The following is a 24,767-nucleotide window of genomic DNA, read 5'->3' as shown; positions in this document are numbered from 1 at the left end:
TGATTGATAACGCTCAAATTCGGACGGTAGATCGTCAACGTTTACTTGCATATCGCCGGCTACTTTGAAGGCCAAAAATGTGAAAAGGCCGATGGATATAATACCACAAAACCAATAAAACATCCTCATATTTTAATGTTAGAATACTCTTGCTTTACCAAATAAACATTTCGTTGCAAGAAGCGTTTAAACTATGTTAAAAAATCGTCGTATCATGAAGCTTAACATTCCTTTACTGGTTTTATTAAATGTTGCCTTTAGCGTGCTGATTATTTCCTGTAACCGCGATGGTGAAAAATCCTCAAAAAAGGCAACGCAAAAGCAAAACAAGTCAAAGAATGTTCTCTCTGAACCGGGTTCAGGCATTCAAAATACCGCACCGGAAGTTTTACAAAGTGATACGGCTGTTGAAGTGATGGACGAAAAAGACATCCTCTTAAATGGGAAATTGAAACGTTATTTCTCTTTAAAGCAATTTCATTCTGTGCTTGGCAAGCCGGATAGTTCCCAACTGTTAAGCGATGTTGAGCCATGCACCAACATTTTCCAGGAACCGGATGGTTCAGTTCATCCGGAAGCCAGGTACTTATTCAAAAACGGATCGCGCTTTGAATGTTCGCAGGAAAAGGTGGCGATAGACGAGGTAAATTTCAGTCACGGCGATTTCATCATCTTTCGTAAGCAGAGGCTTAACAGGCACACTACCCTCGCTACTTTAAAGAAGCTGTTTCCAAATGCGGCCAAACACATTGGCGTGATGGATGTGGCTGGTGAAGGTGCGCTGCAGGTTATAAAACTGAGAGAGGATAAAGACAATATTTCTGACGGACACATCAATGTTTTCCTTAAGTTTGGTAAGCTTTATTTGCTGCAATGGTGGTTTCCTTGTTAATGATACTCCATGAATAGATATTATGTCCTTACGCCTTTAGTTATCCTGGTATTGGTAACTTTTGCATTCATTAAACCGAGGGCAACCGGCGAGCTGGTTGAAGCGGGATATCAGGTGGATACGCTGGCCGATAATTTAAGGGTACCGTGGCAAATTGTGTTTCTCCCGGATAGTTCTATGCTCTTTACAGAGCGGGAGGGACGGGTGCGTTTGTTACGTCACGGCAAACTTTTACGCAAACCTTTACTGAATCTGCATGATGTTGTGCTCAGAAACAAATCAGGTGCATTAGGTTTATGTCTCCATCCCGGTTTTAGTCGCAATAAGCGGGTATATCTCGCGAGTAATTATCTGTCGTATAACCGGATGAAGTTGAGGATCGTACGTTACGAACTGGAAAAGGATACGCTTGTGCGACCATTGGTGATTTTAAAAGATATTCCTGCTAATCAAAACCATACGGGTTGCCGTTTAACATTCGGTCCGGATAAGAAACTTTATATTACCACAGGTGATGCCGACCAGCCGGTGCTGGCCCAGGATCTCAAAGCTTATAACGGGAAAATTCTGCGCGTAAATGACGACGGGACGGTTCCTTCAGACAATCCGTTTGTGGGTAATGATACTGCACGTAAGGAAATTTGGTCTTACGGCCACAGAAATCCTCAGGGCATAGCATTTCAGCCTGGTACTGGTTTGCTCTACGAATCTGAACACGGTCCGACGGGAGGAGATGAGATCAATCTGATCAAAAAAGGTGGCAACTATGGCTGGCCAGGCGTGCATCATGAACAGCGCAGAGCGGGTACCGAATCGCCGCTTATTCAATACACCCCTTCCATCGGTCCCGGAGAAGTTATGTTTTATAATGGGTCCCGTTTTCCTGATCTGAAGGGTAAACTGTTGGTCGCTTGCCTTAGGGGAGCGTCGATTTTAAATCTGAGTTTGCATCAAGGCAGCATTGCAGACCAGTCACTCCTGTTTAAAAATGTTCATGGCAGGATCAGGTCGCTCGTTACCGGGCCAGACGGATACCTCTATTTCTCCACATCCATGCACGATCCGGGAGAAGGTCATCCGCGCGACGGACATGACGATATGATCTTGCGCATCAGGCCTTCCGGGACGGGTATGATGGTTTCCCAGAAAATAAAAACGGCGAAACGGAGCGAGACTACTGGTCCGTCAAGTGCATCAGTACTTTTTCAGCAGCTTTGTGCCTCCTGTCATGGAGATAAACTTCAGGGCACCGCCACGGCTAAAGCGCTGGTGAACGCTGATAAAAGATCCATCGTACGCATCATTACAAACGGCATTACCAACAAAGGCATGCCTGCATGGAAGGGAGCCATAAGTAAAGAAGATATAGATGGTTTAGCTGATTTTATTATTTCCGCCAGGTAAATCGAAGGAAAATTTGACGAGTTTAGTAACCAATGAATAAAGACGTAACTACATTACTGGACGAGATCAATCATCCGCTGCGCGCCCAAATAGAGGAGTTAAGGGCCATCATACTCAGCGCGGCTCCATCGATGGAAGAAAATATTAAATGGAATGGTCCAAACTATCAGCACCTCGAGAGGGACAGAGTTACGCTCAAAGTTCAACCAGCAAAGGATTTTCACCTCATCTTACACGCAGGCGCCAGGATCAAAAGTGAACCCATAGATCATCAAACCGTAGATCCTGGGCGACTGTTCACCTGGAAGTCTAACGACCGTGGAATTCTGCAGATTAAAAACGCAGGGGGCTTTGACGAATGTAAAGCGCAGCTTGGAGGAATTATTGGCCGTTGGATAGAAGCGACTGAGGTATGATCTTAACTGAGTCAGCAGTAAATTAGCGTAATGACTGCACAAAAGAACTTGAAAACCTGCAAGAATGGTCACCCGTTTTATAAAAGTAGTGACTGTCCTACATGCCCTGTTTGCGAAGCGCAAAGAAAACCTGAAGACGGTTTCCTATCGTTAATCGGCGCGCCTGCCAGGCGAGCGCTTGAAAGGGAAAGCATTAAAACGCTGGCAGACTTATCGAAGTGGTCAGAGCAAGAACTCCTTAAACTTCATGGTATGGGGCCGACGACCATTCCGAAACTTAAGAAGGCGCTTGAAGATAGGGGTAGGAACTTAAAGAGATGAAACGAATCTCGGAAAGAGCTTTTTCGCATTCTGCCGGCCTATCTTAAGGATATCCCGATGGCTGTAATTGCAGTTGTTTTTAAACTGCTCGATGCTGTTCGTGACGCCGGCTTCATATCTCAAGGGGAAATCTGTTCCGAAGAGGATACGGCTGGGGTCTGTAAGCTTGTCCAATGCGCAGGATACTGCGCTGGAGGTCGATAGAGCCAAGTCATAGTACAGGGTTTGTAAGTCTGATATAATTTCTTCCTGGGACTGGCTGATCGCATTCCACTCACCGCATATGCTAAGCCGGTAAAACAGGAAGGGGATGGTGCCGCCAGCGTGTGAAATAATCCACTTAATGTTGGGATATCGCTTCAGTTTGCCGCGATAGATCAGATCCATCATAGCCCGGGTGGTTTCGAAAGGGAACTCATATACGGAGTGGTCGGCCACGAGCAGGTTTTTACTCCATGCCGGCGGGGCAGTGGGGTGAAGAAGTACCACTGCGGCCCGGTTATTCAGCATATCGAGAACAGGGTCGAAATAGTCGTCCCCAATATAAATGCTGTCGTAGTTGCTCAGCATAATAAAGCCGTCGGCCTTCAGATGGTCGGTACAACGCTCGATTTCCGTGAGGGCCTGGTGAATGTCACGACCAGATATGGCGGCAAGCATTCCATATGCTGCAGGATCAAACTCAATGAGGTGGGCCAGCCAGTTGTTCATGTCTTGGATCTCTTGGGGCCCGGCGCTTGCCGGTATTGAGAGCAGCGCTCCACTAATGCCCAGCCTCTGCATCGCCTCCCGGTCAGACTCGATACTCCATACCGGAAAGTGATGTAATCCCTGAAGATGCTCAGGGATTACATGGTGATGTACGTCAATCATGGGTATTGTTGGGGATAAATTCCTTCCCGGCTTTCCAGATGTGTTTGAGGGATAAGGTATCCGAAATATTTTCAGTCGGATTGCCTTCCACAAGGATCAGGTCGGCCCGTTTTCCCTCGCTGATCTCGCCGCGGTCGGTGAGACTGAACCGGCGGGCGGTGACTGAGGTTGCGGCACGCAGGGCTTCGGTGGGCGTAAATCCGGCCTGTACCAGCAACTGAAGTTCGTGATGTACGCTGGCGCCGTGTGCTAGTCCGCCCAGATGCGGAACTGGAACGGAAACGTCTGTGCCTACCAGGATGTCGACACCGGCGCGGTGCAGCTCCATCAGGTTGTCGAAGCTGTCCTGCAGATTGCCCTGAGGAAAAGTATGGAAGCAAGAACACATCGTTTTAGCCCATTTTTCATCGAGCTTGGTCGCCACCCTGGCATCTTTGGCGATATCGCAGGCGGTTTGGCCGACTATCGATGCGTTCAGTACCAGGCATGGCGTCAAGAAAATGTTATTGGCAGCTATCGCCTTAACGAGATCAGGAGTACAGTCGGGCCGGTCGATGTACAAATGTGCCAGTCCGTCGATACCAATACGAACGGCGGTCGACGCCGCTTCAGCGGTCAGCACGTGTGCGATAGCGATCTTACCCAATCTGTGCGCTTCATCTACGGCGGCAGCCATCACCTTTTCCTCGATAAGCGGGAGTCCGGGTGCGTTCATCACTGTGCCTTCTTCAATCATGACTTTAAAATAATCCGCCCCGCTGCCCACCTGCCGGCGTACAAACTGCACCGCTCCTTCAAGGGTAGTCACGTCGGGTCCTTCCTGCTCTTCCTGGTGCTGTTTTTCATGTGCCGCGATAAACGCCTCTCGTTCTGCTTCACTCATCTTTTCCATTTCTTTAAGCACAAAGTCAGGAATGCCCTCGCCTTTAGGAATGAGTTCGTCGGGATGTCCGCCTGGGGCTGTGAGGCCCATGCCGGCCGAGCGCACATCGGCGATGTCGGTAATATTGGCGAGCTGCGCCGCCCTGCCTGTGCTGGTAAATCCGCCCATCATTTCGAGTTCGGTGGTTACGCCAAAAGATAGGGCATAGCGGAGGCTGTCGACCGACGTATGCGTGTGTGCGTCAATTAGGCCGGGAACTAGGGTGCAGCCCGAGCCGTCCACGATTTCCGCATCTTCGGGGATCTCGGCCCCCACGCTGATAATACCATTTTCAGAGAAAACTACAGGCTGAGCACCCAGTAGCTCGGTGCCGTTGAACACTTTTGCGTTGATAACAGCGGTGATATGCTTTTTCATAGGTTATAATTTTCAGCAAATCTGTGAAGATCAAAAGGGTTAAAAAAGCTATATTTGATCATAAAATAGCTCCAAACGGTCATGATCTTCGAATACAGCCCGTCTGAAAGGGTAACCTTGCTGGAAGCTTTTGCCGAGTTTGCGGACAGCCGGGTGGATAACGGTGTGGTCAAATTATCTGACCGGATAGGGTCGGGCTATGTGAAGGGCGTTAAGCTAGGGGGTTCACTGCGGATGATGCTTCTGGATGGCTTGCTTAAGGAGGAGCTTCTGTTTAAAAGGCTGGCCTCGGAACAAGCTCCACGGCATGTTACGCTTACCTTCCAGATGGATCAGTTTCCCTCGGTAAGAATCACCTCGGCGAATATCGACTATGAGATCAGCATACCTGCCGGTGCGCCGCTGCGTCTGGTCATTCTCTCTGTAAATTATGAGGATTTGTTTGCGCTCGTAGGCCCCGATAATGAGGCCGGTCGATTGCAGCGTATTCTTACGGGCCGCGGACCGTATTTCTATGAGGAGGATTTTCCTATAGCCATGCAGAAGGTTGTTGATGAGATGGTTAGTGCTGATATGAATAGCCTTAGTTATCTCTTCTATAATGCCAAGAGCCGTGAGCTTATCTATATGCTCTTCCTGCAGTTGTTGAGCGGGGGGCGTGGACAAACGTACCCGATCAACGGGGCTGATGTACGAACGGCTTATGCCGTAAGGGATCTGATTCTTGCTGATCTTAGCCTGGGGCCGAGTTTGCCGGCACTTGCGCAGGCGGTTCATATCAGCGAGAGTAAATTAAAAAGGCTTTTTAAACAGGTATTCGGGCAAACGATCTACAACTACTATCAGCATTACCGGATGAAGCGGGCGGCTCAGCTTATCCGTGAAGAAAGGTTATCTGTTTCGGAGGCAGGGTACAGACTGGGATTTTCCAACCTGAGCCATTTTACCCGGGTGTTTCATCAGCATATGAGCACAAATCCCAAAAAGTATTCCGCCCTTACTCACCCCGCAAACGGCCCTCATGAAAAGTCTCAAGTTTGGTAAGCAGCCTGATCAAATCCATTTTCTCCTGGTCCGACAAAGGTTCTGTTACATTTCTTGAGGCCTGACGGATACTCGACATATTTTCTTCTAAATGTTGTTTGCCTTTCTCGGTGATATGGATCATCCGGTTTCTTTTATCGGTGTCGATGGGCGTTTGTGTTACAAGTCCGCCATCAAGCAGTCGTTTAATGATTTGCATGCCGGCCGACTTTTCATGGACGTTTCTTTTGATGAGGGCGGTTTTAGTCATGCTTCCAAAGGAGACCAGCGTGATCAGGTAAATAAAATCATCGGGGGTGGAGAAAGCGGTATCGGCTATGGCGTGCTTTGCCTGAAGTTTGGCGTAGCGGTAAAGGTGCACCAACGTTGTGTTGATCACGCTGTCGGCTGAGCGCCCGTTCGCTTTGCCGTCCCACTCGGGTTCCGGCAATACCTGATGCCCTTCCCTTACCATGTATTCATTCAGCCATTGCCCAAAGGAATGCACATCGGGGGCATCTGTTTCAGATTCTTGCTCGTAAACCTGAACAAGCCGAACCATTTCTAAAATTAAATCGTAATACATACCGAAAAACGCTTAAATCAAAAGTATACTAAAAAGTGGAATATTGTACCTAATAAATATCGGAATTTTAAATTCACGTATTTTTTAGTACAAAAACAAACAAAATAGGTAGTTGTTTGTCTTAAGATTAGTATAAATATAAACTAATTACTTATGAAAAACTTTAGATTTACCAAATTGAAAAGCGTAGCTGTGTTCGCTGCGTTTTCTGCTGCGGTGCTGCTGGTTTCATGCAAAAAAGACGACGATAGGGTCGTAGTGCCGGATACGAGCATCGCTGCCATTGTTTCGGCCAACAGTAATTTCTCTTTGCTGAAAACAGCGCTGGTACAGGCTGGCCTTACTGAAGCGCTGTCGGGCACCGGAAACTTTACCGTGTTTGCACCTAACAATGCGGCATTTGCTGCCGCGGGTCTCGACACAGAAGCGAAAATTAAAGCTGTTCCTGTAGAAAACCTGAAAAAGATATTATTGTACCATGTTCTTGGTCAGCGCGTTCCGGCTTCGGCTATTGCCACCGCCAGCAACACGCAGGTTAAAACCTATAACGACCTGACTGTTTATGTTACCAAGAATTCCTCAGGTGTATTTGTGAACGGCGCTGCGGTAACGCAAGCGGATGTTGCCGCGAGCAATGGCGTGATACACGTGATCAATATGGTGTTGATGCCGCCTTCCGGAAATATCGTTGAGGCCGCGCAGGGCAATGCCAACTTCAGCTTTCTTGTAGCTGCGGTATTAAGGGCTAGTCAGGGCAGCACCAATGTAGCGCAGGTGCTTTCGGGTGCCGGACCGCTTACGGTATTCGCGCCAACCAATCAGGCCTTTATCAATGCAGGTTTTGCCAGTGTAGCTGCCATTCAGGCCGCAGATCCAGCTGTGCTTACCAATATTCTGACTTATCACGTAGTTCCTGGAAGGGTTTTGTCGAGCGATCTGACAGAAGGAGCTAAGCCGGTTACAGCAAATGGCGCTTCGTTAACCGTAACACTATCTGGCGGTGCCAAAGTAAAAGGAAATTCTAATACTACCGCATCGGCCATTACGTCGGCCAACATGCTTACGAGCAATGGCGTCATTCACGTTATCGATCAGGTATTGATGCCGTAACTTTTTTATAGAAGAACTTAAAAGGGAAAGTAACTGCTGGTAAAGCTGGCAGTTACTTTTTGTTGTTATACTGGTGGTGGGTTTTATAGAATAGGTTCCTGACGGTAGTATCGATCGCCACTAAATGCCTAACAAATCTTCAACAGTAGTAAATTTTTTAACTCGCCCTGCTGAAATTTGTTGGTCAGAAATCTTCATTCCATCAAGTACGTGTTGGGGAAGTTTTTCTCCCTTTGTTTCTTCAAAAGGAACTTTCAAGGCTTTTAAAATTGCTTTAACAGCTTTCAGCTGATCTTTTTGAGGATGTACTACAATGGTTGCCATAGGCTGTCTATTAAAGTAAGTGTTACAAATATAACCAATATCAATGCCGGTGTGATAATGATTTGGTCAAGGCACCATAAGCACTTGTATCAGCACACCTACCAGCGCTGAACAGGCAAAGCTCACCAATGTCCCTACCAGGATATATTCTGTTTTAAGCTGGGTGTTGGTTTCCTTTTCACTAAAACGCAGGATGGATTTGGCGGTCATTAAAAAACCGATAGCGGTATATTGCTGCATGAGGACGAAAGTGAGGATCAATATCCTTTCGCAAATCCCGATCCATTTGCCTGCGCTTGCCAGTCCCAGCGGTTCTTCTTCTTTTGTGCCGGATTCTTCTCCGGTAAGTAGTGTTTCGTTGGCCAGTTCATTTCGCTTTGCCTGCTCAAGGGCGATCTGGTTTCGCCACTTATGAGTGGCTTTTCCAATGATGATGCCGAGCGGCCAGCTTACGAATATATATCCTGCCGTGATCAGCCAAAAAGCCGGATGTGCAGAAAGGGATTGAAACCAAAGGCTTATGCTATCAAGGTTTTGTTCAACGCCCAGCCATAACAGGATGATGACGACCAGGTGCGCGAGCTGGTCGAGCATAAAGTTTCTAAAGCTATCCTTGAGGTATAGTTTGGCAAGATCGATGAGGTAGTGGGTGATAAAGATGACCAGCGGGATCACGATATTCCCGTACAGCCCCGAAATCAGGTAGGCCACTGCCGCGGTCAGCAGCGCATGCCACATCAGCTTTGTCGATTTTGCCTTGTTTTTCTTTTTATCTTCTACCCAGGAATCGGGCTGGAAAACGAAATCGGTGAGCAAATGCGCTACGATCAGCTTAAACAACAGGTTAATTTCCATTTTTCTTTTCTAATAAGGATGCAATATATCTTATCGCTGGTTCAAACTCTTTCCAGCCTGCCAGTTTAAGCCTGCTGTTTACGGATGGTTGCGATAAGGAAAGTGCCGCAGAAATTTCCTGTTGGGTTTTACCCTCCAGGATCAGGTAGATCACCTCGGCCTGACCTTTCGTCCAGCTCGCCATATAGGCATTGATAAAGTTAAGCATTATTTCGAGGGTTGTATCTGTTTCTTCATGGCCTGTACTAATGGCCAGGTACTCGCCCTCCTGCATCTTGTCGAACCGCCGCCCGGATAAATGAAAGGCCTCGCCATCTGAATTGAGCACGTTTTTCCCGTGGTACGATATGGTGCCCACGCCTATGGAAATGCGGGTGTCCATGCCCGTTTTATCCTGGCCGGCCACATAGGTTTTAAACCAGCAAACCAGTTGTATGCTGCGGGTTAAGGCATAGCTCAGATCTGCAAATATCATCTGGTAGCTATCGCCCCTGAATATTTCCGCATCAGCGGCATTGGCTATCCAGCTTTTGAGCAAGTTTTCCGTATGGGTAATTAATGCTTTTCGTTTTTGGGGCGATAATTTAGTGAACCCAATGATGTCGCCCGTTACAACTGCATGATTTTTCATGACATTCTATTTTACGTGAATATAGAACATTCGTTTTATAAATGCAAATTATAGAGTATTTGTTCTATAATGTGGCTTTATAGAATACTGATTTTTAAACCTTATATTGTATCGCTATGTATAGAAAGAATTTTTCCCTCCTCACGGTATTGTTTATGCTCACGCAAACCCTGTCTGCCCAACTGCCACCTGTTTTTAAAGAAAGCCCGAAAGGCATGGAGGTCGACAAGCGCGCCAGGGTTTACCTGAGCCCTACGCGCATCCTGTGGCAGTCGGACGCCACGGGAAAGTACGTGAAGGATGCCGGTCAGCTCCTAAAGCCGGGCAACGGTCAGGGCGAGCTGGTCAACAAAAACATGGTTACGCTGCTGAGCGATGCGAAGCATAAAGGCGGTCTGCTGCTCGATTTCGGTAAGGAGCTTCAGGGCGGCCTGCAGATCGTTACCGGCATGATGAAGAAGAATGCTCCTGTTAAAATTCGTGTCCGCTTTGGAGAATCTGCAGCCGAGGCTATGTCTGAAACCGGTAGTCCCGCTACGGCCACCAACGATCACGCGATACGCGATTTTACCGTAGATGTACCTTGGCTGGGGGCACTTGAGATCGGCAATACCGGTTACAGGTTTGTGCGCATAGATCTGGTGGACCCCAACACGGAACTCCTCCTTAAAGAGGTACGGGCCATCTTTGTGTACCGCGACATTCCTTACCTGGGTACGTTTAAGAGCAGCGACGAGCGCTTAAACAAGATATGGGAAACAGGCGCTTACACGGTGCATCTTAACATGCAGCAGTATTTGTGGGACGGGATTAAGCGCGACCGCCTGGTGTGGGTAGGTGATATGCATCCGGAGGTAACCACCATCAGTAACGTATTTGGATACAATGAAGTGGTCCCAAAGAGTCTGGATCTGATTCGTGACATCACACCGCCCAATCAATGGATGAACGGCATTAGCGCGTATTCCATGTGGTGGGTGATCATTCACCGCGACCTGTACCGGTACAATGGTGATCTGGCTTACCTGCAGGCGCAAAAGGAATATATGGTTAAACTGCTCGATCACCTGATCACGAAGGTCGACGCCAACAACAAAGAAACGCTCGACGGCAGATTCCTGGACTGGCCATCCAGCGAAAACCAGCCAGCCATTCATGCAGGGTTGCAGGCCCTCATGGTGATGACACTCCAGGCGGGCGCGGAAATGCTGACCTTACTTAAGGATGAAAGCGCTGCCGACAGGTACCGGTCGGTAGCCGGGCGTATGAAAACCTACATCCCTGAAATGAATGGCTCTAAACAGGCGGCTGCATTGCTGGCACTGGCAGATATGGTTCCGAAAGAACAGGCTGCGGGTTTGATTTCTGACGGCGGGGCTAAGAATTTTTCGACTTTTTATGGCTACTATATGCTTCAGGCACTTGCAAAAGCAGGGAAGTACCAGGAGGCGATGGACATTATCAAAACGTACTGGGGTGCCATGCTCGACCTGGGCGCCACTACATTCTGGGAAGATTTTAATATGGACTGGCTGCCCAATGCCGGCCGCATCGATGAACTGGTGCCCGCCGACAAAAAGGATATTCACGGCGATTACGGTGCGTATTGCTATGTGGGCTTTCGCCACAGTCTGGCCCACGGCTGGGCTTCGGGCCCTACCTCATGGCTTACGGAGCATGTACTCGGCATACAGGTACTTGAGCCGGGCTGTAAAAGCATTCGCATCGAGCCACACCTGGGCGATTTGCAGTATGCCGAAGGCAGTTTTCCGACGCCTTATGGTGTAGTTAAGGTGAAGCATACCAGGCAGGCCGATGGCAAAGTGAGAACGGCGGTCGACGCCCCCAAACAGGTAAAAGTTATTCGCGTAAAATGACACAGGTATTTCGGCTTTTCCTTTCATGCATAGTACTGTTTGTCCTCGCGTTCCCGGCATATAGCCAGAAAGTTGGTATATTTTATTTTGTATGGCATGGCGCCCATGGCTACGACACCCATCGGGGCGGTATACCGAGCGAGGGCATTATGCCAAAACTTCCCTCAGATACCTTAAGTCCGTACGACATCAGCAAACTGCTGAAACAAAATCCCGGTAAGCCTGCGTACGGACCTCTACATGCCTTTCATCATTGGGCCGAGCCCTATTTTGGTTATTACCTGGCCGACGATGAATGGGTGATCCGCAAACATGGACAGATGCTGGCCGATGCTGGCGTCGATGTGATCATTCTCGACGCAACCAATGGCGCCATATATCTTCCCCAGTTCATGAAGATTGCAGAAACCTATCAGAAAATGCGTGCCGCGGGCAGCAAAACACCCGAGATCGCTTTCATCGTAAATTCCTCCCCGGTGGCTACTGTAAACCGCTTGTATGAAAGCATATACAGCAAGGGGCTTTATCGTAACCTCTGGTTTAACTGGAAAGGGAAGCCGCTGTTGCTGGCACCCTCGGAAGGGCAGTCGGACGACGTAAAAAGCTTTTTTACTTTACGCCAGTCGTGGGCCTGGAGCAAGGGGCAGACGTGGTTTGCCGACGGTAAAGACAAATGGCCATGGCTGGATCATGCGCCTCAATCGTACGGCTGGCATGAATCGCCGGATAAAGCTGAGCAGGTCAGCGTGAGCATTGCCCAGCATCCAATGAGCAATATCGGTCGCAGCTATCGCAAGGGTAAACAGCCTAAGGTACCCGATCCCGGTGCTGGCTTATACTTTAGTGAGCAATGGAAACGGGCCCTGCAGGTAAAGCCGGAGTTTGTATTCATTACCGGCTGGAACGAATGGGTGGCCATGCGCTTCAACGATGGCGCCTCAAGTCACTTTCTGGGGAAAAGAATTCCGAAGGGGGATACCTATTTCGTAGACCTGTACAATGAAGAGTTTAGTCGCGATGCCGAACCTATGAAAGGCGGCTTTGCCGATAGCTATTACCTCCAGATGGTCGACCATATCAAGAAGTATAAGGCTCAGGCAGATGTGCCGGTTTATCGGGCGACCAACCGGATTAAAGTGGACGGCAGGTTTGGCGACTGGTCGGAAGTTGCGGCTGTATACCGCGACGATACCGGCGATATCTTCCATCGCGACCATCCGGGCTGGGGCCGGTATCAACGCTACGTAGACACATCAGGAAGGAATGATATTACTGAGACCCGGGTGGCGGTGGATTCAAGATTCGTGTATTTTTATGTACGCACGGCAGGTCGCTTGTCGGCCCCCGGGGCGGGCGACTGGATGCAGCTTCTGATCTCGGATCAGTCGGGCGCAGCAAACTGGGAGGGTTTTCAGTACCGTGTGGTAAATCACCCGAGCAAGACGGGTATCAAACGGATTCTTAAAAGTATGGGCGGGTGGAACTGGCAGCCTGTGGCGGAAGTGAAATACCGCTGGCTTAACAATGAGATGGAACTTGGCATTCCCAGAAAACTTTTGCCCGGTATTGCGGAGGTACAGCTTGAATTTAAATGGGCCGACCATATTCCTGAAGATGGCGACCCAATGCATTTTTATGATAAAGGTGATGTGGCGCCAAACGCGCGGTTCAAATACGTCTATAAATTTGTACCTTAGGGCCTGTGACCTTATTATCCATCGTTTTGGCTGATATTGTCCATTTAACCGAATTGTAGAACCGATATCTTCGTAACAACCAAATCACAAATGAAATCAATACACAGAAATCTTTGCCTGCTTATGTTCGCCGCCCTAGGTTTAACCGCCTGCAAAAGCATGAACAATAAGGGTAAAATAGAAAACCATCCTGAAGCCAAACTTGGCTGGCAATTGGGCTCACAGGCCTACACCTTTAAAAACTTTAGCTTTTTTGAAGCCGTTAGAAAAATAGACAGCTGCAATCTCCGTTACGTGGAAGCCTTTCCGGGGCAGACCATAGGTGGGGGCATTGCAGGAAAGATGGATCCTAAAATGGATGAAGCAACGAGAAAGGCGATCCTGGATAAAATGAAGACCACCAATGTTAAACTGGTCGCTTTTGGCGTATATGGCGCGGGTAGTGAAGCTGAATGGGAGCAGGCCTTCCGTTTTTGCAAGGCCATGGGTATTCAGACGATTACCTCTGAACCTGATGAAAAATTTATTCCGCTCTTGTCTAAACTTTGCGATGAGTACCAGATCAACCTGGCTATTCACAACCACCCGGATCCTTCACACTACTGGAACCCGGAGACGGTATTGCGGGTTATTAAAGGTCATAGCAAACGTATTGGTGCATGTGCCGATATTGGCCACTGGGTACGTTCGGGACTTGATCCTGTAGCCTGCCTTAAGCTGCTGGACGGGCACGTGCTGCATTCGCACATGAAAGACCTGAACGAGAAAAGTAAAAAGGGACATGATGTGCATTGGGGCGAGGGCGTGTCTAACATCCCCGGTGTTATTGCAGAGCTTAAGCGCCAGGATTTTAAAGGAACCATCTCGGCTGAATACGAATACAACTGGAACAGCAACAGCGTTGATGTAGCAGCCAGCGTAGTGAATTTTCGGAAACTTGTAGCACAACAATAAAAATCAGCATTTCATGATTAGTAAGATTTGTATGAGGCTTACAGCCGCATCTTTTATGCTGTTTGCTTCGGCGTTTTCATATGGCCAACTGCCCGCCAAACCTGAAGATAACCGGTTTACCCGGGTGGTGCTGCAGCAGAAGCTGGAAGAGCCTATGCAGTTCCAGGTATTGAACGATGGACGTGTGCTATATGCGGAAAGAAAGGGAAAACTGAAGGTTTACACACCTGGTACCAGTAAAATGGATGTTATTGCCGATTTTGCGGTGAGCCGTGAATACGTCAGTAAAACCGGGGAGCGATCGGAAGGGGAAGACGGACTGCAGGGTGTGATCCTGGATCCGAACTATAGCAAGAACCATTGGATCTATATCTTCTATTCGCCCAAAGATGTGTCGGTAAACCGCCTGTCGCGTTTTACCTGGACAGGGGGTAAGCTGAATATGGCTACCGAGAAAAAGATGCTCGACGTAGTGGTGCAGCGTGAAGAATGCTGCCACGTAGGTGGGGGTATGCTGTTCGATAAGGATGGCAATCTTTATCTGAGTACGGGCGACAATACCTTCTCGCGTTCATCGGATGGCTTTACGCCGATCGACGAGCGTCCGGGTGAGAGCCCGAAAGACGCCCAGAAGTCGTCGGGCAATACCAACGACCTGCGCGGAAAGATTCTGCGGATCCATCCTGAACCGGATGGCAGTTACACCATTCCGGAGGGTAACCTCTTTCCTAAAGGCATGGAAGGAACCCGTCCCGAGATCTATACGATGGGCAACAGGAACCCATGGCGGTTGTCGATAGACAGCAAAACGGGTTATCTGTACTGGGGTGAGGTTGGCCCCGACGGCTCCAACTCCTCTGAATTGAGAGGCCCGATGTCGTACGACGAGTTTAATATGGCGACCAAGGCGGGTAATTATGGCTGGCCGTATTTTATCGGCAACAACCAGGCTTACCGGTATTATAACTTTGCTACGAAGGAGTCGGGCGACTGGTACGATCCCAAACGTCCGGTAAATAATTCGCCGAACAATACGGGTTTGAAAGTCCTGCCACCCGCTGTAGGTGCTATGGTTTGGTACCCTTATGTAGGTAGCGCTGAGTTTCCGGAAGTGCTGAGCGGTGGCCGGAGTGCGGTTGGCGGACCCATATTCCGACAGGCAGATTTCCCTAATGTGAAGGGGGCCTTCCCGGCTTATTATGATGGCAAATGGCTGGTGACCGACTGGGTTCGTGGCTGGATTTTGGCGATTACCCTGGACGAAAATGGTCAGTATAAATCCATGGAGCGTTTCCTTCCTAACCTTACTTTACGCGGACCAATCGACATGAAGTTTGGTCCGGATGGCAGTCTCTACGTGCTGGAATACGGAAACGGCTATTTCAAGGACAATCCCGAAGCTCAGCTCATTAAGATCGAATATAACGGGGGTAACCGTAAGCCGGTGGTGCAGGTGGCGGCCAACAAAACCGCAGGCGGTCTGCCGCTAAAGGTACAGTTATCGTCGGCCGGAACAGAGGATTTTGATAAGGACCCGCTGACCTACGAATGGAAGATCACCAAGAACGGAAAGCTGATCTCGACCCGTAAAGAAGAAAACCCGGAGATCAATCTGCTTAGCGCGGGGGTGTATAAAGCCACATTGACGGTAACCGACCCATCGGGTGCTAAAAACAGTAAGTCGGTGGAAATAGCGGCGGGCAACAGCATACCGGACGTAAAGTTCAACTTTACCAGGGGCAACTCTAGCTTCTATTTCCCGGGCAATACCATCAGTTATGCTGTGAGCGTATCCGACAAGGAAGATGGCAGTCTGGCCAACAAACGTATTCTGCCCGCACAGGTGTCGGTTTCCATCAATTACCTTACGGAAGGATACGACCTGACCGTTATAGCGCAGAACCAAAGCCGTTTCGACGCCTCTGCACAGCATGCTACGGCTAAAGCGCTGATGGCCAAAAGTGATTGCGCGGCCTGTCATAATGTGGACACCAAATCGCTCGGCCCTTCCTTCCGTCAAATTGCCCTGAAATATAAGGGAAGTAAGACTGCCGAACCGGCTTTGGTAAAGAAGGTGATCAATGGCGGCGCTGGCGTATGGGGCGATGCGATGATGCCCGCGCATTCGTCTATGAGCACCGCGCAGGTGAGCACCATCATTAAGTATATCATGAGCCTGAGTGAGAAGGCGCAGGTAGCTAAGAATCGCCCGGTTACCGGCACCTATACCACCAATCTGCAGCCCGGTCAGACGAATAAAGGTACATTTATCTTCCGCGCGGCGTATCGCGACAAGGGCGCAAGCATGGCGGCGCCGCAGTTGGGCGAGCATGTTGTGGTGCTTCGTCACCCCCTGATGCAGGTGCAGCAGGCCGATGGATTCCGCGGGATCAACTTTAACGACGATAAATCTGTAGCCACGGTAAGCGAGAAAGGCGCCTATATTCATTTGAAGAATATAGACCTGACAGACCTCAATGCGATTGAGTTGACCGGCACCGACGACGCAGCGCCGGCTGTGTTCGAAGTGCGAACCGGCAGTCCGGAAGGAGCAGTGATCAGTACCTCAGTGAGCAGCGATGGGAAAAAACGACATGCGGTGTTGTCGCCACAAAAGGGCCGCAGCAACGTGTACATTGTATTTCCAGACGGATCGGGCAAGGTAAGCAGTATAGAAGTCAAAATTTAGCAGCGATGAAAAAAATGCTTTATATCATTGCGTTGGGATTGGTATGCACCAGCGTGAACGCGCAAAAAAAGCCCTTGAACATTTGGTTCGACAAAAGCGCAGCGATGTGGGAAGAGACCCTGCCGCTGGGCAATGGCCGGTTGGGTATGACGCCCGATGGCGATGTATATAAAGAGAAGATCGTGCTCAACGATATCACGCTATGGTCGGGCAGTCCGCAAGACGCTAACAATTATGATGCGCATAAAAGTCTGCCCGCCATCCGAAAGCTGATCATGGAGGGAAAGAACGATGAGGCCCAGGATCTGGTCAACAAAAATTTCGTTTGCAAAGGTCCGGGTTCAGGAGGTGCGCAGTGGGGCAAGTTCCAGACCTTGGGTGCGCTGCATATCGACTATACCTATCCCGGTTTGTCGGAAGGGGCGGTTAATTACCGCAGGGAGTTATCGCTCGACAAAGCCATAGCGACCACGCAATACCAGCTTGGCGGTTCTACCTTCAAGCGCAGCTATTTCAGCAGTTTCGACGATGATGTCAATGTGATCAGGCTCACGGCATCCAAACCGGGAGCCATCAATTGCCGCATCAGTTTGAGTCGCCCAGAGCGCTTTGCCGTAAAAACAGAAGGAAACGAACTCCAGATGTATGGTCAGCTCGACAACGGTACCGATGGCAAAGGCATGCAGTACCTGACGCGGGTACAAACCCAGCTTAAGGGCGGTAAACTGCATGTGACCAGCGATGCACTCGAGATATCGGGCGCTACAGAGGTCATCATCTTTGTATCCGCGGGTACCGACTTCCGCGGCAAGGATTTTCGGGGCCAGACGGCCGCAGATCTTGCCGCAGCCATGAAGAAACCTTATTCCCGGCAGGAGGCCAACCATGTGAGTCGCTATACCCGCCTGTTTAACCGCCTTAGCATAGATTTGGGCGAAGGTAAAAATTCGCGGATGCCCACCGACTACCGTCTGAAGCATTTTTATAACAATACTGGCGACGATCCGGCGCTGGCCGCATTATTCTTCCAGTTTGGCCGGTACCTCAGCATCAGCAGTACCCGCGTAGGCCTTTTGCCCCCAAACCTGCAAGGCCTTTGGGCGCATGAGATCAATACGCCCTGGAATGGCGACTACCATCTTGATGTAAACGTACAAATGAACCATTGGCCGGTAGAGGTAGCCAACCTTTCTGAACTGAACCTGCCGCTTGCCGATCTGGTAAAGGGATTGGTGGAGCCCGGCGAACGCACCGCCAAAGCTTATTATAATGCTGAGGGCTGGATTGCGCATGTGATCACGAATGTTTGGGGCTTTACCGAGCCTGGTGAGAGCGCTTCATGGGGCGTAGCCAACGCCGGCTCGGGCTGGCTCTGCAATAATCTCTGGGAGCACTATGCGTTTACGCTCGATCAGGGCTATTTGAAAGATATTTACCCGATCCTTAAGGGCTCGGCGCAATATTACAACAGTGTGTTGGTGCGCGACCCGAAAACCGGCTGGCTGGTGACTTCCCCCTCGGTTTCGCCGGAAAACTCCTTCTATCTGCCCAACGGCAAAACGGCCAACGTGTCGATGGGACCAACGATAGACAACCAGATTGTCCGCGATCTGTTTACCAATGTCATTACCGCATCCAAACTGCTCAATCTGGACGCCGACTTTCGTCGGGTTCTTGAAGAGAAGCTAAAATCTGTGCCGCCGCCGGGTGTGATCAGCAAGAGCGGTCGCATCCAGGAATGGCTGGAAGATTACAAGGAAACGGATCCTCAGCATCGTCATATTTCCCACCTCTGGGGCTTGTATCCCGCTTCCCTGATTACCCCTTCGCGCACGCCTGAACTGGCGGAGGCTTCTAAAAAGACATTAGAAGTTAGGGGCGATGACGGACCGAGCTGGACCATTGCCTATAAACAGTTGTTTTGGGCAAGGCTGAGGGATGGCAACCGCGCATTTAAATTGCTTAAAGAAATTTTAAAGCCAACCACACGTACCGACATCAACTATGGCGCAGGAGGAGGCGTGTACAACAACATGCTTTCTGCAGGGCCGCCTTTTCAAATCGACGGCAACTTTGGCGCCACCGCCGGGATTGCGGAGATGCTTATCCAGAGTCACGATGACTTCATTGAACTGCTTCCCGCTTTGCCCGATGCCTGGAAAGCCTACGGTTCGATAAAAGGACTGAAGGCGAGAGGCAATTTTACGGTCGACCTGACCTGGAAGGACGGTGTGGTAACGCATTATAAAGTCACAGCTCCAAAGACGTCTAAAGTGAGGCTGAAAGTGAACAACAAGCTTATTGAAACTCAGGTCAAAGGCCTCTGAACCTATCCTTTTATTAAATGTGGCAGGGTCGCTCGCCGTACTTGCGTCGTGCGAACCCAGCCCTGATACGTCTCAACTATCGTTTGGTTGTTGGGGAAATTATTAATTAAGTTTGTTTCATTATCCTTAACTTTATTAGGAACGAAACTCATTTGATATGCCTGTGTGCAACGCCTATACAGACCAGGAATTGGTTGCTCTGCTGAAAGATGGCGACAGGGCCGCTTACACGGAAATCTATAACCGTCACTGGAAATTCCTGTTTCAGGCTGCTTACCGGGCCAGCGGCAGGAAGGAGGATAGTTTTGACATTTGCCAGGCCGTGTTTCTCTGGATCTGGGAAAACCGCGAACACATTAAACCGGCCGTAAACCTGAAAGGATATCTGTACACCGCAGTTAAATACAAGATCGCCAACATGATCAGGAACGGTAAGTACCGGGAAAGTTTGTTTGAAGATTTAGCCTCGGTAGACCATCGGGGATATGAAGTGAACGAGTTGGAGATCAAGGAACTGAAGAGTTTTATTGCCCAACTGATCGATGAGTTGCCTGATAAGTGCCGGGAGGTGTTTTTATTGAGCAGAAGAGAGCACCTCAGTCACAAGGAAATTGCCGAGCGGCTGGGCATTGCGGAAAAGACCGTAGACGCGCACATCAGTAAAGCGCTTCAAAAGTTGCGCGAACCACTTGGCAGGCTGGCCAGCATCTTTTTGATGATTTAACTTAGCTGTTGAACCCGGCTGCCTGTGAACCAGTCGAGCAGGCTAAAGAGCAGCTGATGGTTGTGAGAGCAGTGATGAACGCCCTCAAGAAGTTCAGGGATGCGCTGCACGTAACGGGATTCGTCGATGTCCGAACAGCATTCCTGGACCATGCGCTCGACATCTGAATGTGCTACCTCGAGGTGAAATTGCAGGCCGAGGACATGTTGATTGTACAGGAAAGCCTGGTTGGTGTTTGCATCTGTGTTCAGCAGGTTGCTGGAGCCCGCAGGAATTTCAAACTGGTCGCCATGCCAGTGAAATACCACAGGCCGAGATTGAAAAAGCTCATAAAAGCCGGAGATTTCCTTTGCAGATTCTGTTGGGGCGACCGGGAACCAGCCGATTTCTTTGTGAGGTGCGGTAATGACCTTTGCACCGAGACAAGCGGCGATCAGTTGCGCACCCAGACAAATCCCAAGTACTTTTTTGCCTCCGCGGATGCAGTGGAGAATGAACTGCTTTTCCTCATTAAGCCAGGGGTAGAGGTGTTCGTCGTCGACATTCATGGGGCCGCCCATAACGACCAGGAAGTCGATGTTTTCTATTTGCGGAAGTCTAGGTTCGGGCTCGTAAAAAAGCGTTGAGCTGAGCTGGTGGCCCTGATGTTGAGCCCACTCGATAATGTGGCCGGGGCCTTCAAACGGAACGTGCTGCAAGTAATGGATATTCATGATATATCGGTGGTGTCTGCCGCAATATAATGAGGTTTATGTATATATTTGGTGGGCCAAATTTTATTTTTTTACCTTAAGTATAGTAGTCCAGTTTATGCTCAGACCCTGGGATCTTCAGATCAAAATTAATGTGGACTGTGAACGTGCGGTGTATATTCAGATTGCCGATGCGGTTATTGAGGCGATTAAGAGCGGGAAATTGCAGGCTGGAGCGCCCTTGCCCGGGAGCAGGCAGCTGGCGGCCCAGCTGAAACTTAATCGAAATACGATTGTGGACGCGCTGGATGTATTGCTGGCCGAGGGCTGGCTCATTTCCAAAGAGCGGCGGGGTACGTTTGTTGCCGACAACCTGCCCGGTGTTCATATAGCCAAACCTGCACAGGCAGTAGCGACGGTGCAGGAGCCGGGAATAAAACCAGAGATCGTGTTTGACGACGGTGTGCCGGATACGCGGATAGCACCGATCAATGAGCTTGCGCGGGCGTACCGGCAGATCTTTAACAGGAAAGCGAAGTGGCAAATGATGGGCTACGCCGAGCGTTCGGGGGATTCGGATTTTCGGGATGCGATTGTACAGATGCTGAACTACAAGAGAGGTATGCGGCTGTTACCCAGTGAAGTATACATTACCCGGGGCAGCCAGATGGCCATGTACCTGGCTGCGCATTGTTTGCTGAAACCCGGCGACCAGGTGGTGGTGGAGAATCCCGGCTATAAGCCCGCCTGGAAAGCGTTTGCAAGTGCAGGGGCGGAACTGCTTCCGGTTGGGGTTGATGAGGATGGCCTGGATGTGGCGGCATTTAAGCGGATACTGGAACAAAACACTAGCGTTAGGGCGGTTTATGTGACGCCGCATCATCAGTTTCCGACTACGGTAACCCTGAGTTTATCGAGGCGACTGGAGCTCATTGCCTTGTCTAACCAATACGGTTTTACGATCATAGAGGACGATTATGACAATGAGTTTCATTTCGGTCAGCGCCCGGTATACCCGGTGAGTAGTTTCGAAAATGCCAGAAACTTCATTTATATCGGCACGATGAGCAAGATTGTGGCGCCTGCCTTGCGCCTCGGCTTCATGGCCTCGTCGGCCAGCCTTATTGAAAAGGTAGCCGAACTGCGGAAAATTATCGATGCTCAGGGTGATAATATGATGGAACAGGCCATTTTACAGTTGATTGGTGACGGGCACATTAAACGGCATCTGCGCCGGGCAACACTGATTTATAAAGAGAAAAGGGATTATTTTGAAGGGCTTATTATACAATATCTTGGCGATAAGGTAACGTTCCGGAAGCCGGATGGGGGACTTGCTTTCTGGATGGTGCCGAAAGGGGAGGTGGACCTGGACGGCATTTCAAGGCTTTTGCTGCAAAAGGGTGTGGAAATTTTGTCGCCCGACCGGTTCAGCTTCGACGAACCTGTGAATGGCATGCGTTTGGGTTATGCTTCGTTGAGTGAAAAGCAACTGGAAGAAGGGATTAAGGTGATTGCGAGCGTGTTATCATAAAGGTCTCGTCATAGAAGGCTTATCATAGAAGCCTTATCCAAAAAAAGGAAGCCCCGCCTAGGCCAGGCGGGGCGGTAAATTATCCTTTTACGTCGGCAAGTGAAGCACCGAAATTGATATGAAGTACGTTGCCGTTTGGTGTTACCAGTGCCGGAACAGACTGGATACCGGCTTGTTCTGCCTCGCTGATCCGGTTTCTGTCTTCACCGATGTTGACCACTTCGACGTTAGATTCACCGATCAGGTTTACGATGTCCTGCTCTGCGCTGACACATACCGGGCAGCCTGCATGATAAAAGATTGATTTGCTCATGGTGTTAATTTTTGTTTGACTGTATTGTCACTGCAAACTTAGGGAGCGGCGCTGATTGCCCTCTGATCCAGTTTTTTCATTTTTTGTGCTAAACTGGATGACTGTTTGTGTGTTCCAATATGTTAATTTTACAGCTACCAGGGTGTTTGTTTTATGCCCTGCAATTGGCGCATGTAAGTTGTCAGTTATGGTAAGTTTAAAAACGGTAATATGAATTTAAAAGGTCGGGAAGACGGGAGTTATATGCCCGTAGCCTGGGAATACCGGGAGGTTATAGAGGCTGAGATAGCGAAGGGTACTTCGGGGAAGATATTCTTTTTTTGTAAGTCGGAGGGCATTTGTGAAGACAGTGGCAAGGTGCTACGCCTGGAAGAAGTGACGGGAAAGGGACTGTTTGTGATACTTGACAATGAGCATTCGATCCGGATTGACCGGATTATCACGCTGTTTGGGAAACCGGGCGCGGCGTACGACGAGTATTACGCCTATGGCAATTCCTGTATGGAATGCCATGGCGGTGATGAAGATTCCTGAGAGGCTGTTAGTAATTCTTTTAAATACTGTCGATGACGCTTTTAAGTTGGCTGGCCTGGATGACGCCACTTTGCCGCCATTTGATCTGGCCGCCTTTGAAGAGGATTAGTGTGGGTACGCCCTGGATGTTGTACTGGCTGGAGACCGCAGGGTTCTTGTCGACATCGACTTTGAGAATGGTGACTTGTTCGCCAACCATACCTTTTAGCTGCTGCAGGATCGGGGCCATCATTTTACATGGGCCGCACCACTCCGCGGAAAAATCGACCAATACGGGCTTATCTGAATTGATGATTTCTTTAAACGTTGCCATACTGCAATAACAGGATTATTGGAATTTTGTTTAGCCGAGGGCTCTTAGTGGCTAATGCGAGTTATTTTACACCCAAAATTAACTTTTGATTATCGTAACTAAAAAATAAATTGGATAGCAGGTTGCAACTTTATTGTTCCTGCGGAGCTGGAGGGCGACCTGGATCCGCGATTGGTATCGCCGTGGTAAGTTAACCTGGCACCGCAGTGGTTCCAAATTACTAATTTTAAAACGCTTATCTAAAGTTGCAGGATGCAGGAGTTTGAAATACGGTCACTCAGCGGCAGTGATTATACAGAATTAATCGGGCTATGGGAAGCATCGGTGCGGGCGAGACACCACTTTTTGTCGGAGGCGGATATACAGTTTTATAGGCCATTGATAGTGAACGAATATTTCGATCAGGTGGCCTGTTCGGCGTTTCGGATCAACAGGGTGTTTCGGGTTTCATAGGGGTTGAGAGCAACCACATACAAATGCTTTTTATACATCCTCGCGTTCGTGGGAGAGGCATCGGTCGCGCATTGGTATCGTATGCAATAGATGCGCTTAACGCGACACAGGTAGATGTTAACGAACAGAATGAGCATGCAGTTGGAAAAGCAGCCGTATGTTAAGGAAGCTGAAGCCAATTAACATAATGATAATATTGCAGTAATGTTCCGATAACCTACATTTGGATGTTCTAAATAATCGTCATGGGTAAGGAAAAATCGAAACATTTGGCGAAGGATGCCAAGAAAGTTTTAAAAAATGAGATTGAGGCCAGCTTGTTTTCTGCGCTGAAAGCGAGCGCCGAAAAGTTTGTGCCTGCTTCAAAGAAAGTAGATAAAGCGATCCGTAAAGAGGTCAGGAAGCTTACTAAAGTGATCGCCAAAAATGCTGCCGTGAAGAGATCAGCGTCGGCACCGATCGAGGTCGAGCCACAAAACTTAGCCTTAGATGGGCAAGACGTTCCGGCAGCTGTTCCGAAAGCTGCAAGGAAAGTCGCGGCTGCGAAAAAGTAAGATGTCCTATCGGCAACGTTGCTGAAGCTTGTGCAGGAAGACTGACTGATATGTTCACATCCCGGAAAATTCGTATAATAAATCCTTAATGAAGCATATTAAAGATGAACTACAAAATATCATTATCGGAAATGGACAGAATGGCCAAAGCAGCCAACTCAAAAAAATCCAAGATTTCCTTAGAAGAAATGCGAACGCAGGCTCAAAACCTGAAGAATAAAAGTATCGCAAAGGTGAAGAAGGGTCGCTCTTAGATGTAGATTACCTCGAATTGCAATAAATAATTTTTTTTTCATATCGAGTAGGTGTTCCGCTGTTTTCATGTGCTATGTATAATGTAGGGGGTTATAGAAGCCCCTCTTGAAAGAGAT

The 24,767-nt window shown here is 49.1% G+C and carries 27 protein-coding genes; 18 read left to right on the top strand and 9 right to left on the bottom strand.

The genetic code is table 11. The annotated features are described in order from the left end of the window. The first annotated feature begins 214 nt into the window (after positions 1 to 214). From QEP07_RS03775 to QEP07_RS03760, 4 genes are read left to right on the top strand one after another with little or no spacing between them, the layout of a single operon-like run. On the top strand, positions 215 to 892 hold the full coding sequence (locus QEP07_RS03775; RefSeq protein ID WP_285008592.1) for a basic helix-loop-helix domain-containing protein: 678 nt from the start codon (positions 215 to 217) through the stop codon (positions 890 to 892). Between the two features lie 9 nt (positions 893 to 901). Beyond that, a complete protein-coding gene (locus QEP07_RS03770) occupies positions 902 to 2,296 on the top strand; it encodes a PQQ-dependent sugar dehydrogenase (RefSeq protein ID WP_285008591.1) in 1,395 nt (464 codons plus the stop codon). A gap of 32 nt (positions 2,297 to 2,328) precedes the next feature. Beyond that, a complete protein-coding gene (locus QEP07_RS03765) occupies positions 2,329 to 2,712 on the top strand; it encodes a DUF1801 domain-containing protein (RefSeq protein ID WP_285008590.1) in 384 nt (127 codons plus the stop codon). Positions 2,713 to 2,742: 30 nt separating this feature from the next. Beyond that, on the top strand, positions 2,743 to 3,033 hold the full coding sequence (locus QEP07_RS03760; protein WP_285008589.1) for an RNA polymerase alpha subunit C-terminal domain-containing protein: 291 nt from the start codon (positions 2,743 to 2,745) through the stop codon (positions 3,031 to 3,033). Here QEP07_RS03760 and QEP07_RS03755 read toward each other — a convergent pair. Both QEP07_RS03755 and QEP07_RS03750 read right to left on the bottom strand, forming a co-directional pair. After that, a complete protein-coding gene (locus QEP07_RS03755) occupies positions 3,022 to 3,906 on the bottom strand; it encodes an amidohydrolase family protein (RefSeq protein ID WP_285008588.1) in 885 nt (294 codons plus the stop codon). The genes QEP07_RS03760 and QEP07_RS03755 overlap by 12 nt on opposite strands. Further along, positions 3,899 to 5,206, bottom strand: coding sequence for an amidohydrolase family protein (locus QEP07_RS03750; RefSeq protein WP_285008587.1), 1,308 nt, complete (start codon positions 5,204 to 5,206; stop codon positions 3,899 to 3,901). The genes QEP07_RS03755 and QEP07_RS03750 overlap by 8 nt, the downstream gene beginning before the upstream one ends. An 81-nt stretch (positions 5,207 to 5,287) precedes the next feature. Between QEP07_RS03750 and QEP07_RS03745 the strand changes: the two genes are divergently transcribed. Next, entirely contained in the window at positions 5,288 to 6,250 is a 963-nt protein-coding gene (locus QEP07_RS03745) for a helix-turn-helix transcriptional regulator (RefSeq protein WP_285008586.1), read from the top strand. Here the strand turns inward: QEP07_RS03745 and QEP07_RS03740 are convergent. Further along, positions 6,204 to 6,815, bottom strand: coding sequence for a MarR family winged helix-turn-helix transcriptional regulator (locus QEP07_RS03740; RefSeq protein ID WP_285008585.1), 612 nt, complete (start codon positions 6,813 to 6,815; stop codon positions 6,204 to 6,206). The genes QEP07_RS03745 and QEP07_RS03740 overlap by 47 nt on opposite strands. 153 nt (positions 6,816 to 6,968) lie before the next feature. Between QEP07_RS03740 and QEP07_RS03735 the strand changes: the two genes are divergently transcribed. Beyond that, positions 6,969 to 7,925, top strand: coding sequence for a fasciclin domain-containing protein (locus tag QEP07_RS03735; protein ID WP_285008584.1), 957 nt, complete (start codon positions 6,969 to 6,971; stop codon positions 7,923 to 7,925). Positions 7,926 to 8,045: 120 nt separating this feature from the next. Here the strand turns inward: QEP07_RS03735 and QEP07_RS03730 are convergent, their stop codons facing one another. The 3 genes from QEP07_RS03730 to QEP07_RS03720 all read right to left on the bottom strand — a co-directional run bounded on the left by QEP07_RS03730 (position 8,046) and on the right by QEP07_RS03720 (position 9,735). Further along, positions 8,046 to 8,249: a DUF2683 family protein gene (locus tag QEP07_RS03730; protein ID WP_285008583.1), complete on the bottom strand. Its 204-nt coding sequence runs from the start codon at positions 8,247 to 8,249 to the stop codon at positions 8,046 to 8,048. Positions 8,250 to 8,315: 66 nt separating this feature from the next. Next, positions 8,316 to 9,104 carry a DUF3307 domain-containing protein gene (locus QEP07_RS03725; protein WP_285008582.1) on the bottom strand — a complete coding sequence of 263 codons (789 nt, stop codon included), beginning with the start codon at positions 9,102 to 9,104 and terminating at the stop codon, positions 8,316 to 8,318. Next, on the bottom strand, positions 9,094 to 9,735 hold the full coding sequence (locus QEP07_RS03720) for a hypothetical protein (RefSeq protein WP_285008581.1): 642 nt from the start codon (positions 9,733 to 9,735) through the stop codon (positions 9,094 to 9,096). Before QEP07_RS03720 ends, QEP07_RS03725 begins: the two co-directional genes overlap by 11 nt. Before the next feature lie 116 nt (positions 9,736 to 9,851). Here QEP07_RS03720 and QEP07_RS03715 point away from each other — a divergent pair, with 116 nt between their 5' ends. The 6 genes from QEP07_RS03715 (at position 9,852) to QEP07_RS03690 (ending at position 20,003) form a co-directional block, all read left to right on the top strand. After that, positions 9,852 to 11,612 carry an alpha-L-rhamnosidase-related protein gene (locus tag QEP07_RS03715; RefSeq protein ID WP_285008580.1) on the top strand — a complete coding sequence of 587 codons (1,761 nt, stop codon included), beginning with the start codon at positions 9,852 to 9,854 and terminating at the stop codon, positions 11,610 to 11,612. Continuing rightward, the gene (locus tag QEP07_RS03710) at positions 11,609 to 13,309 is read left to right on the top strand and encodes a glycoside hydrolase family 71/99 protein (protein ID WP_285008578.1); all 1,701 of its coding nucleotides are present in this window, start codon (positions 11,609 to 11,611) and stop codon (positions 13,307 to 13,309) included. Before QEP07_RS03715 ends, QEP07_RS03710 begins: the two co-directional genes overlap by 4 nt. A gap of 90 nt (positions 13,310 to 13,399) precedes the next feature. Continuing rightward, entirely contained in the window at positions 13,400 to 14,263 is an 864-nt protein-coding gene (locus QEP07_RS03705; protein ID WP_285008577.1) for a sugar phosphate isomerase/epimerase family protein, read from the top strand. A 13-nt stretch (positions 14,264 to 14,276) separates the two neighbouring features. Continuing rightward, the gene (locus QEP07_RS03700) at positions 14,277 to 16,952 is read left to right on the top strand and encodes a PQQ-dependent sugar dehydrogenase (protein WP_285008576.1); all 2,676 of its coding nucleotides are present in this window, start codon (positions 14,277 to 14,279) and stop codon (positions 16,950 to 16,952) included. A 5-nt stretch (positions 16,953 to 16,957) separates the two neighbouring features. Next, entirely contained in the window at positions 16,958 to 19,279 is a 2,322-nt protein-coding gene (locus QEP07_RS03695; protein ID WP_285008575.1) for a glycoside hydrolase family 95 protein, read from the top strand. 157 nt (positions 19,280 to 19,436) lie between these two features. After that, positions 19,437 to 20,003, top strand: a complete 567-nt coding sequence (locus tag QEP07_RS03690) for an RNA polymerase sigma factor (RefSeq protein WP_285008574.1) — start codon at positions 19,437 to 19,439, stop codon at positions 20,001 to 20,003. On the opposite strand, the gene QEP07_RS03685 is transcribed toward QEP07_RS03690, so the two are convergent. Further along, positions 20,000 to 20,716, bottom strand: coding sequence for a type 1 glutamine amidotransferase (locus QEP07_RS03685; RefSeq protein ID WP_285008573.1), 717 nt, complete (start codon positions 20,714 to 20,716; stop codon positions 20,000 to 20,002). The genes QEP07_RS03690 and QEP07_RS03685 overlap by 4 nt on opposite strands. Before the next feature lie 97 nt (positions 20,717 to 20,813). On the opposite strand from QEP07_RS03685, the gene pdxR reads away from it, so the two are divergent. Then, positions 20,814 to 22,229 (top strand): MocR-like pyridoxine biosynthesis transcription factor PdxR, encoded by a 1,416-nt coding sequence (gene pdxR / locus QEP07_RS03680; protein WP_285008572.1) that lies wholly within the window; start codon positions 20,814 to 20,816, stop codon positions 22,227 to 22,229. A gap of 79 nt (positions 22,230 to 22,308) precedes the next feature. Here the strand turns inward: pdxR and QEP07_RS03675 are convergent, their stop codons facing one another. Further along, positions 22,309 to 22,542 (bottom strand): thioredoxin domain-containing protein, encoded by a 234-nt coding sequence (locus QEP07_RS03675; RefSeq protein ID WP_256005266.1) that lies wholly within the window; start codon positions 22,540 to 22,542, stop codon positions 22,309 to 22,311. A gap of 210 nt (positions 22,543 to 22,752) precedes the next feature. Between QEP07_RS03675 and QEP07_RS03670 the strand changes: the two genes are divergently transcribed. After that, complete coding sequence (locus QEP07_RS03670; protein ID WP_285008571.1) at positions 22,753 to 23,076, top strand: hypothetical protein; 324 nt, start codon at positions 22,753 to 22,755, stop codon at positions 23,074 to 23,076. 19 nt (positions 23,077 to 23,095) lie between these two features. Here the strand turns inward: QEP07_RS03670 and trxA are convergent, their stop codons facing one another. Further along, complete coding sequence (trxA, locus tag QEP07_RS03665) at positions 23,096 to 23,389, bottom strand: thioredoxin (RefSeq protein WP_285008570.1); 294 nt, start codon at positions 23,387 to 23,389, stop codon at positions 23,096 to 23,098. 252 nt (positions 23,390 to 23,641) lie between these two features. On the opposite strand from trxA, the gene QEP07_RS03660 reads away from it, so the two are divergent. From QEP07_RS03660 to QEP07_RS03645, 4 genes are all read left to right on the top strand, one after another. Beyond that, positions 23,642 to 23,842, top strand: a complete 201-nt coding sequence (locus QEP07_RS03660; RefSeq protein ID WP_285008569.1) for a GNAT family protein — start codon at positions 23,642 to 23,644, stop codon at positions 23,840 to 23,842. Between the two features lie 23 nt (positions 23,843 to 23,865). Next, on the top strand, positions 23,866 to 24,006 hold the full coding sequence (locus QEP07_RS16590) for a GNAT family N-acetyltransferase (protein WP_496196561.1): 141 nt from the start codon (positions 23,866 to 23,868) through the stop codon (positions 24,004 to 24,006). A gap of 81 nt (positions 24,007 to 24,087) precedes the next feature. After that, on the top strand, positions 24,088 to 24,396 hold the full coding sequence (locus tag QEP07_RS03650; protein ID WP_285008568.1) for a hypothetical protein: 309 nt from the start codon (positions 24,088 to 24,090) through the stop codon (positions 24,394 to 24,396). Positions 24,397 to 24,500: 104 nt separating this feature from the next. Then, the gene (locus QEP07_RS03645; RefSeq protein WP_285008567.1) at positions 24,501 to 24,650 is read left to right on the top strand and encodes a hypothetical protein; all 150 of its coding nucleotides are present in this window, start codon (positions 24,501 to 24,503) and stop codon (positions 24,648 to 24,650) included. Positions 24,651 to 24,767 lie beyond the last annotated feature (117 nt).

This window comes from Pedobacter faecalis (assembly GCF_030182585.1).
GTDB classification, from domain to species: domain Bacteria; phylum Bacteroidota; class Bacteroidia; order Sphingobacteriales; family Sphingobacteriaceae; genus Pedobacter; species Pedobacter faecalis.
Note: the sequence above shows the minus strand (reverse complement) of the source record. Positions and strands in the feature narration are given on the sequence as shown.

What these genes read in the sequence shown, in the direction of transcription:
- QEP07_RS03775 (WP_285008592.1), top strand. Translation starts at nt 215, where the DNA reads ATGAAGCTTAACATTCCTTTACTGGTTTTATTAAATGTTGCCTTTAGC.
- QEP07_RS03770 (WP_285008591.1), top strand. Translation starts at nt 902, where the DNA reads ATGAATAGATATTATGTCCTTACGCCTTTAGTTATCCTGGTATTGGTA.
- QEP07_RS03765 (WP_285008590.1), top strand. Translation starts at nt 2,329, where the DNA reads ATGAATAAAGACGTAACTACATTACTGGACGAGATCAATCATCCGCTG.
- QEP07_RS03760 (WP_285008589.1), top strand. Translation starts at nt 2,743, where the DNA reads ATGACTGCACAAAAGAACTTGAAAACCTGCAAGAATGGTCACCCGTTT.
- QEP07_RS03755 (WP_285008588.1), bottom strand. Translation starts at nt 3,906, where the DNA reads ATGATTGACGTACATCACCATGTAATCCCTGAGCATCTTCAGGGATTA.
- QEP07_RS03750 (WP_285008587.1), bottom strand. Translation starts at nt 5,206, where the DNA reads ATGAAAAAGCATATCACCGCTGTTATCAACGCAAAAGTGTTCAACGGC.
- QEP07_RS03745 (WP_285008586.1), top strand. Translation starts at nt 5,288, where the DNA reads ATGATCTTCGAATACAGCCCGTCTGAAAGGGTAACCTTGCTGGAAGCT.
- QEP07_RS03740 (WP_285008585.1), bottom strand. Translation starts at nt 6,815, where the DNA reads ATGTATTACGATTTAATTTTAGAAATGGTTCGGCTTGTTCAGGTTTAC.
- QEP07_RS03735 (WP_285008584.1), top strand. Translation starts at nt 6,969, where the DNA reads ATGAAAAACTTTAGATTTACCAAATTGAAAAGCGTAGCTGTGTTCGCT.
- QEP07_RS03730 (WP_285008583.1), bottom strand. Translation starts at nt 8,249, where the DNA reads ATGGCAACCATTGTAGTACATCCTCAAAAAGATCAGCTGAAAGCTGTT.
- QEP07_RS03725 (WP_285008582.1), bottom strand. Translation starts at nt 9,104, where the DNA reads ATGGAAATTAACCTGTTGTTTAAGCTGATCGTAGCGCATTTGCTCACC.
- QEP07_RS03720 (WP_285008581.1), bottom strand. Translation starts at nt 9,735, where the DNA reads ATGAAAAATCATGCAGTTGTAACGGGCGACATCATTGGGTTCACTAAA.
- QEP07_RS03715 (WP_285008580.1), top strand. Translation starts at nt 9,852, where the DNA reads ATGTATAGAAAGAATTTTTCCCTCCTCACGGTATTGTTTATGCTCACG.
- QEP07_RS03710 (WP_285008578.1), top strand. Translation starts at nt 11,609, where the DNA reads ATGACACAGGTATTTCGGCTTTTCCTTTCATGCATAGTACTGTTTGTC.
- QEP07_RS03705 (WP_285008577.1), top strand. Translation starts at nt 13,400, where the DNA reads ATGAAATCAATACACAGAAATCTTTGCCTGCTTATGTTCGCCGCCCTA.
- QEP07_RS03700 (WP_285008576.1), top strand. Translation starts at nt 14,277, where the DNA reads ATGATTAGTAAGATTTGTATGAGGCTTACAGCCGCATCTTTTATGCTG.
- QEP07_RS03695 (WP_285008575.1), top strand. Translation starts at nt 16,958, where the DNA reads ATGAAAAAAATGCTTTATATCATTGCGTTGGGATTGGTATGCACCAGC.
- QEP07_RS03690 (WP_285008574.1), top strand. Translation starts at nt 19,437, where the DNA reads ATGCCTGTGTGCAACGCCTATACAGACCAGGAATTGGTTGCTCTGCTG.
- QEP07_RS03685 (WP_285008573.1), bottom strand. Translation starts at nt 20,716, where the DNA reads ATGAATATCCATTACTTGCAGCACGTTCCGTTTGAAGGCCCCGGCCAC.
- pdxR (WP_285008572.1), top strand. Translation starts at nt 20,814, where the DNA reads ATGCTCAGACCCTGGGATCTTCAGATCAAAATTAATGTGGACTGTGAA.
- QEP07_RS03675 (WP_256005266.1), bottom strand. Translation starts at nt 22,542, where the DNA reads ATGAGCAAATCAATCTTTTATCATGCAGGCTGCCCGGTATGTGTCAGC.
- QEP07_RS03670 (WP_285008571.1), top strand. Translation starts at nt 22,753, where the DNA reads ATGAATTTAAAAGGTCGGGAAGACGGGAGTTATATGCCCGTAGCCTGG.
- trxA (WP_285008570.1), bottom strand. Translation starts at nt 23,389, where the DNA reads ATGGCAACGTTTAAAGAAATCATCAATTCAGATAAGCCCGTATTGGTC.
- QEP07_RS03660 (WP_285008569.1), top strand. Translation starts at nt 23,642, where the DNA reads ATGCAGGAGTTTGAAATACGGTCACTCAGCGGCAGTGATTATACAGAA.
- QEP07_RS16590 (WP_496196561.1), top strand. Translation starts at nt 23,866, where the DNA reads ATGCTTTTTATACATCCTCGCGTTCGTGGGAGAGGCATCGGTCGCGCA.
- QEP07_RS03650 (WP_285008568.1), top strand. Translation starts at nt 24,088, where the DNA reads ATGGGTAAGGAAAAATCGAAACATTTGGCGAAGGATGCCAAGAAAGTT.
- QEP07_RS03645 (WP_285008567.1), top strand. Translation starts at nt 24,501, where the DNA reads ATGAACTACAAAATATCATTATCGGAAATGGACAGAATGGCCAAAGCA.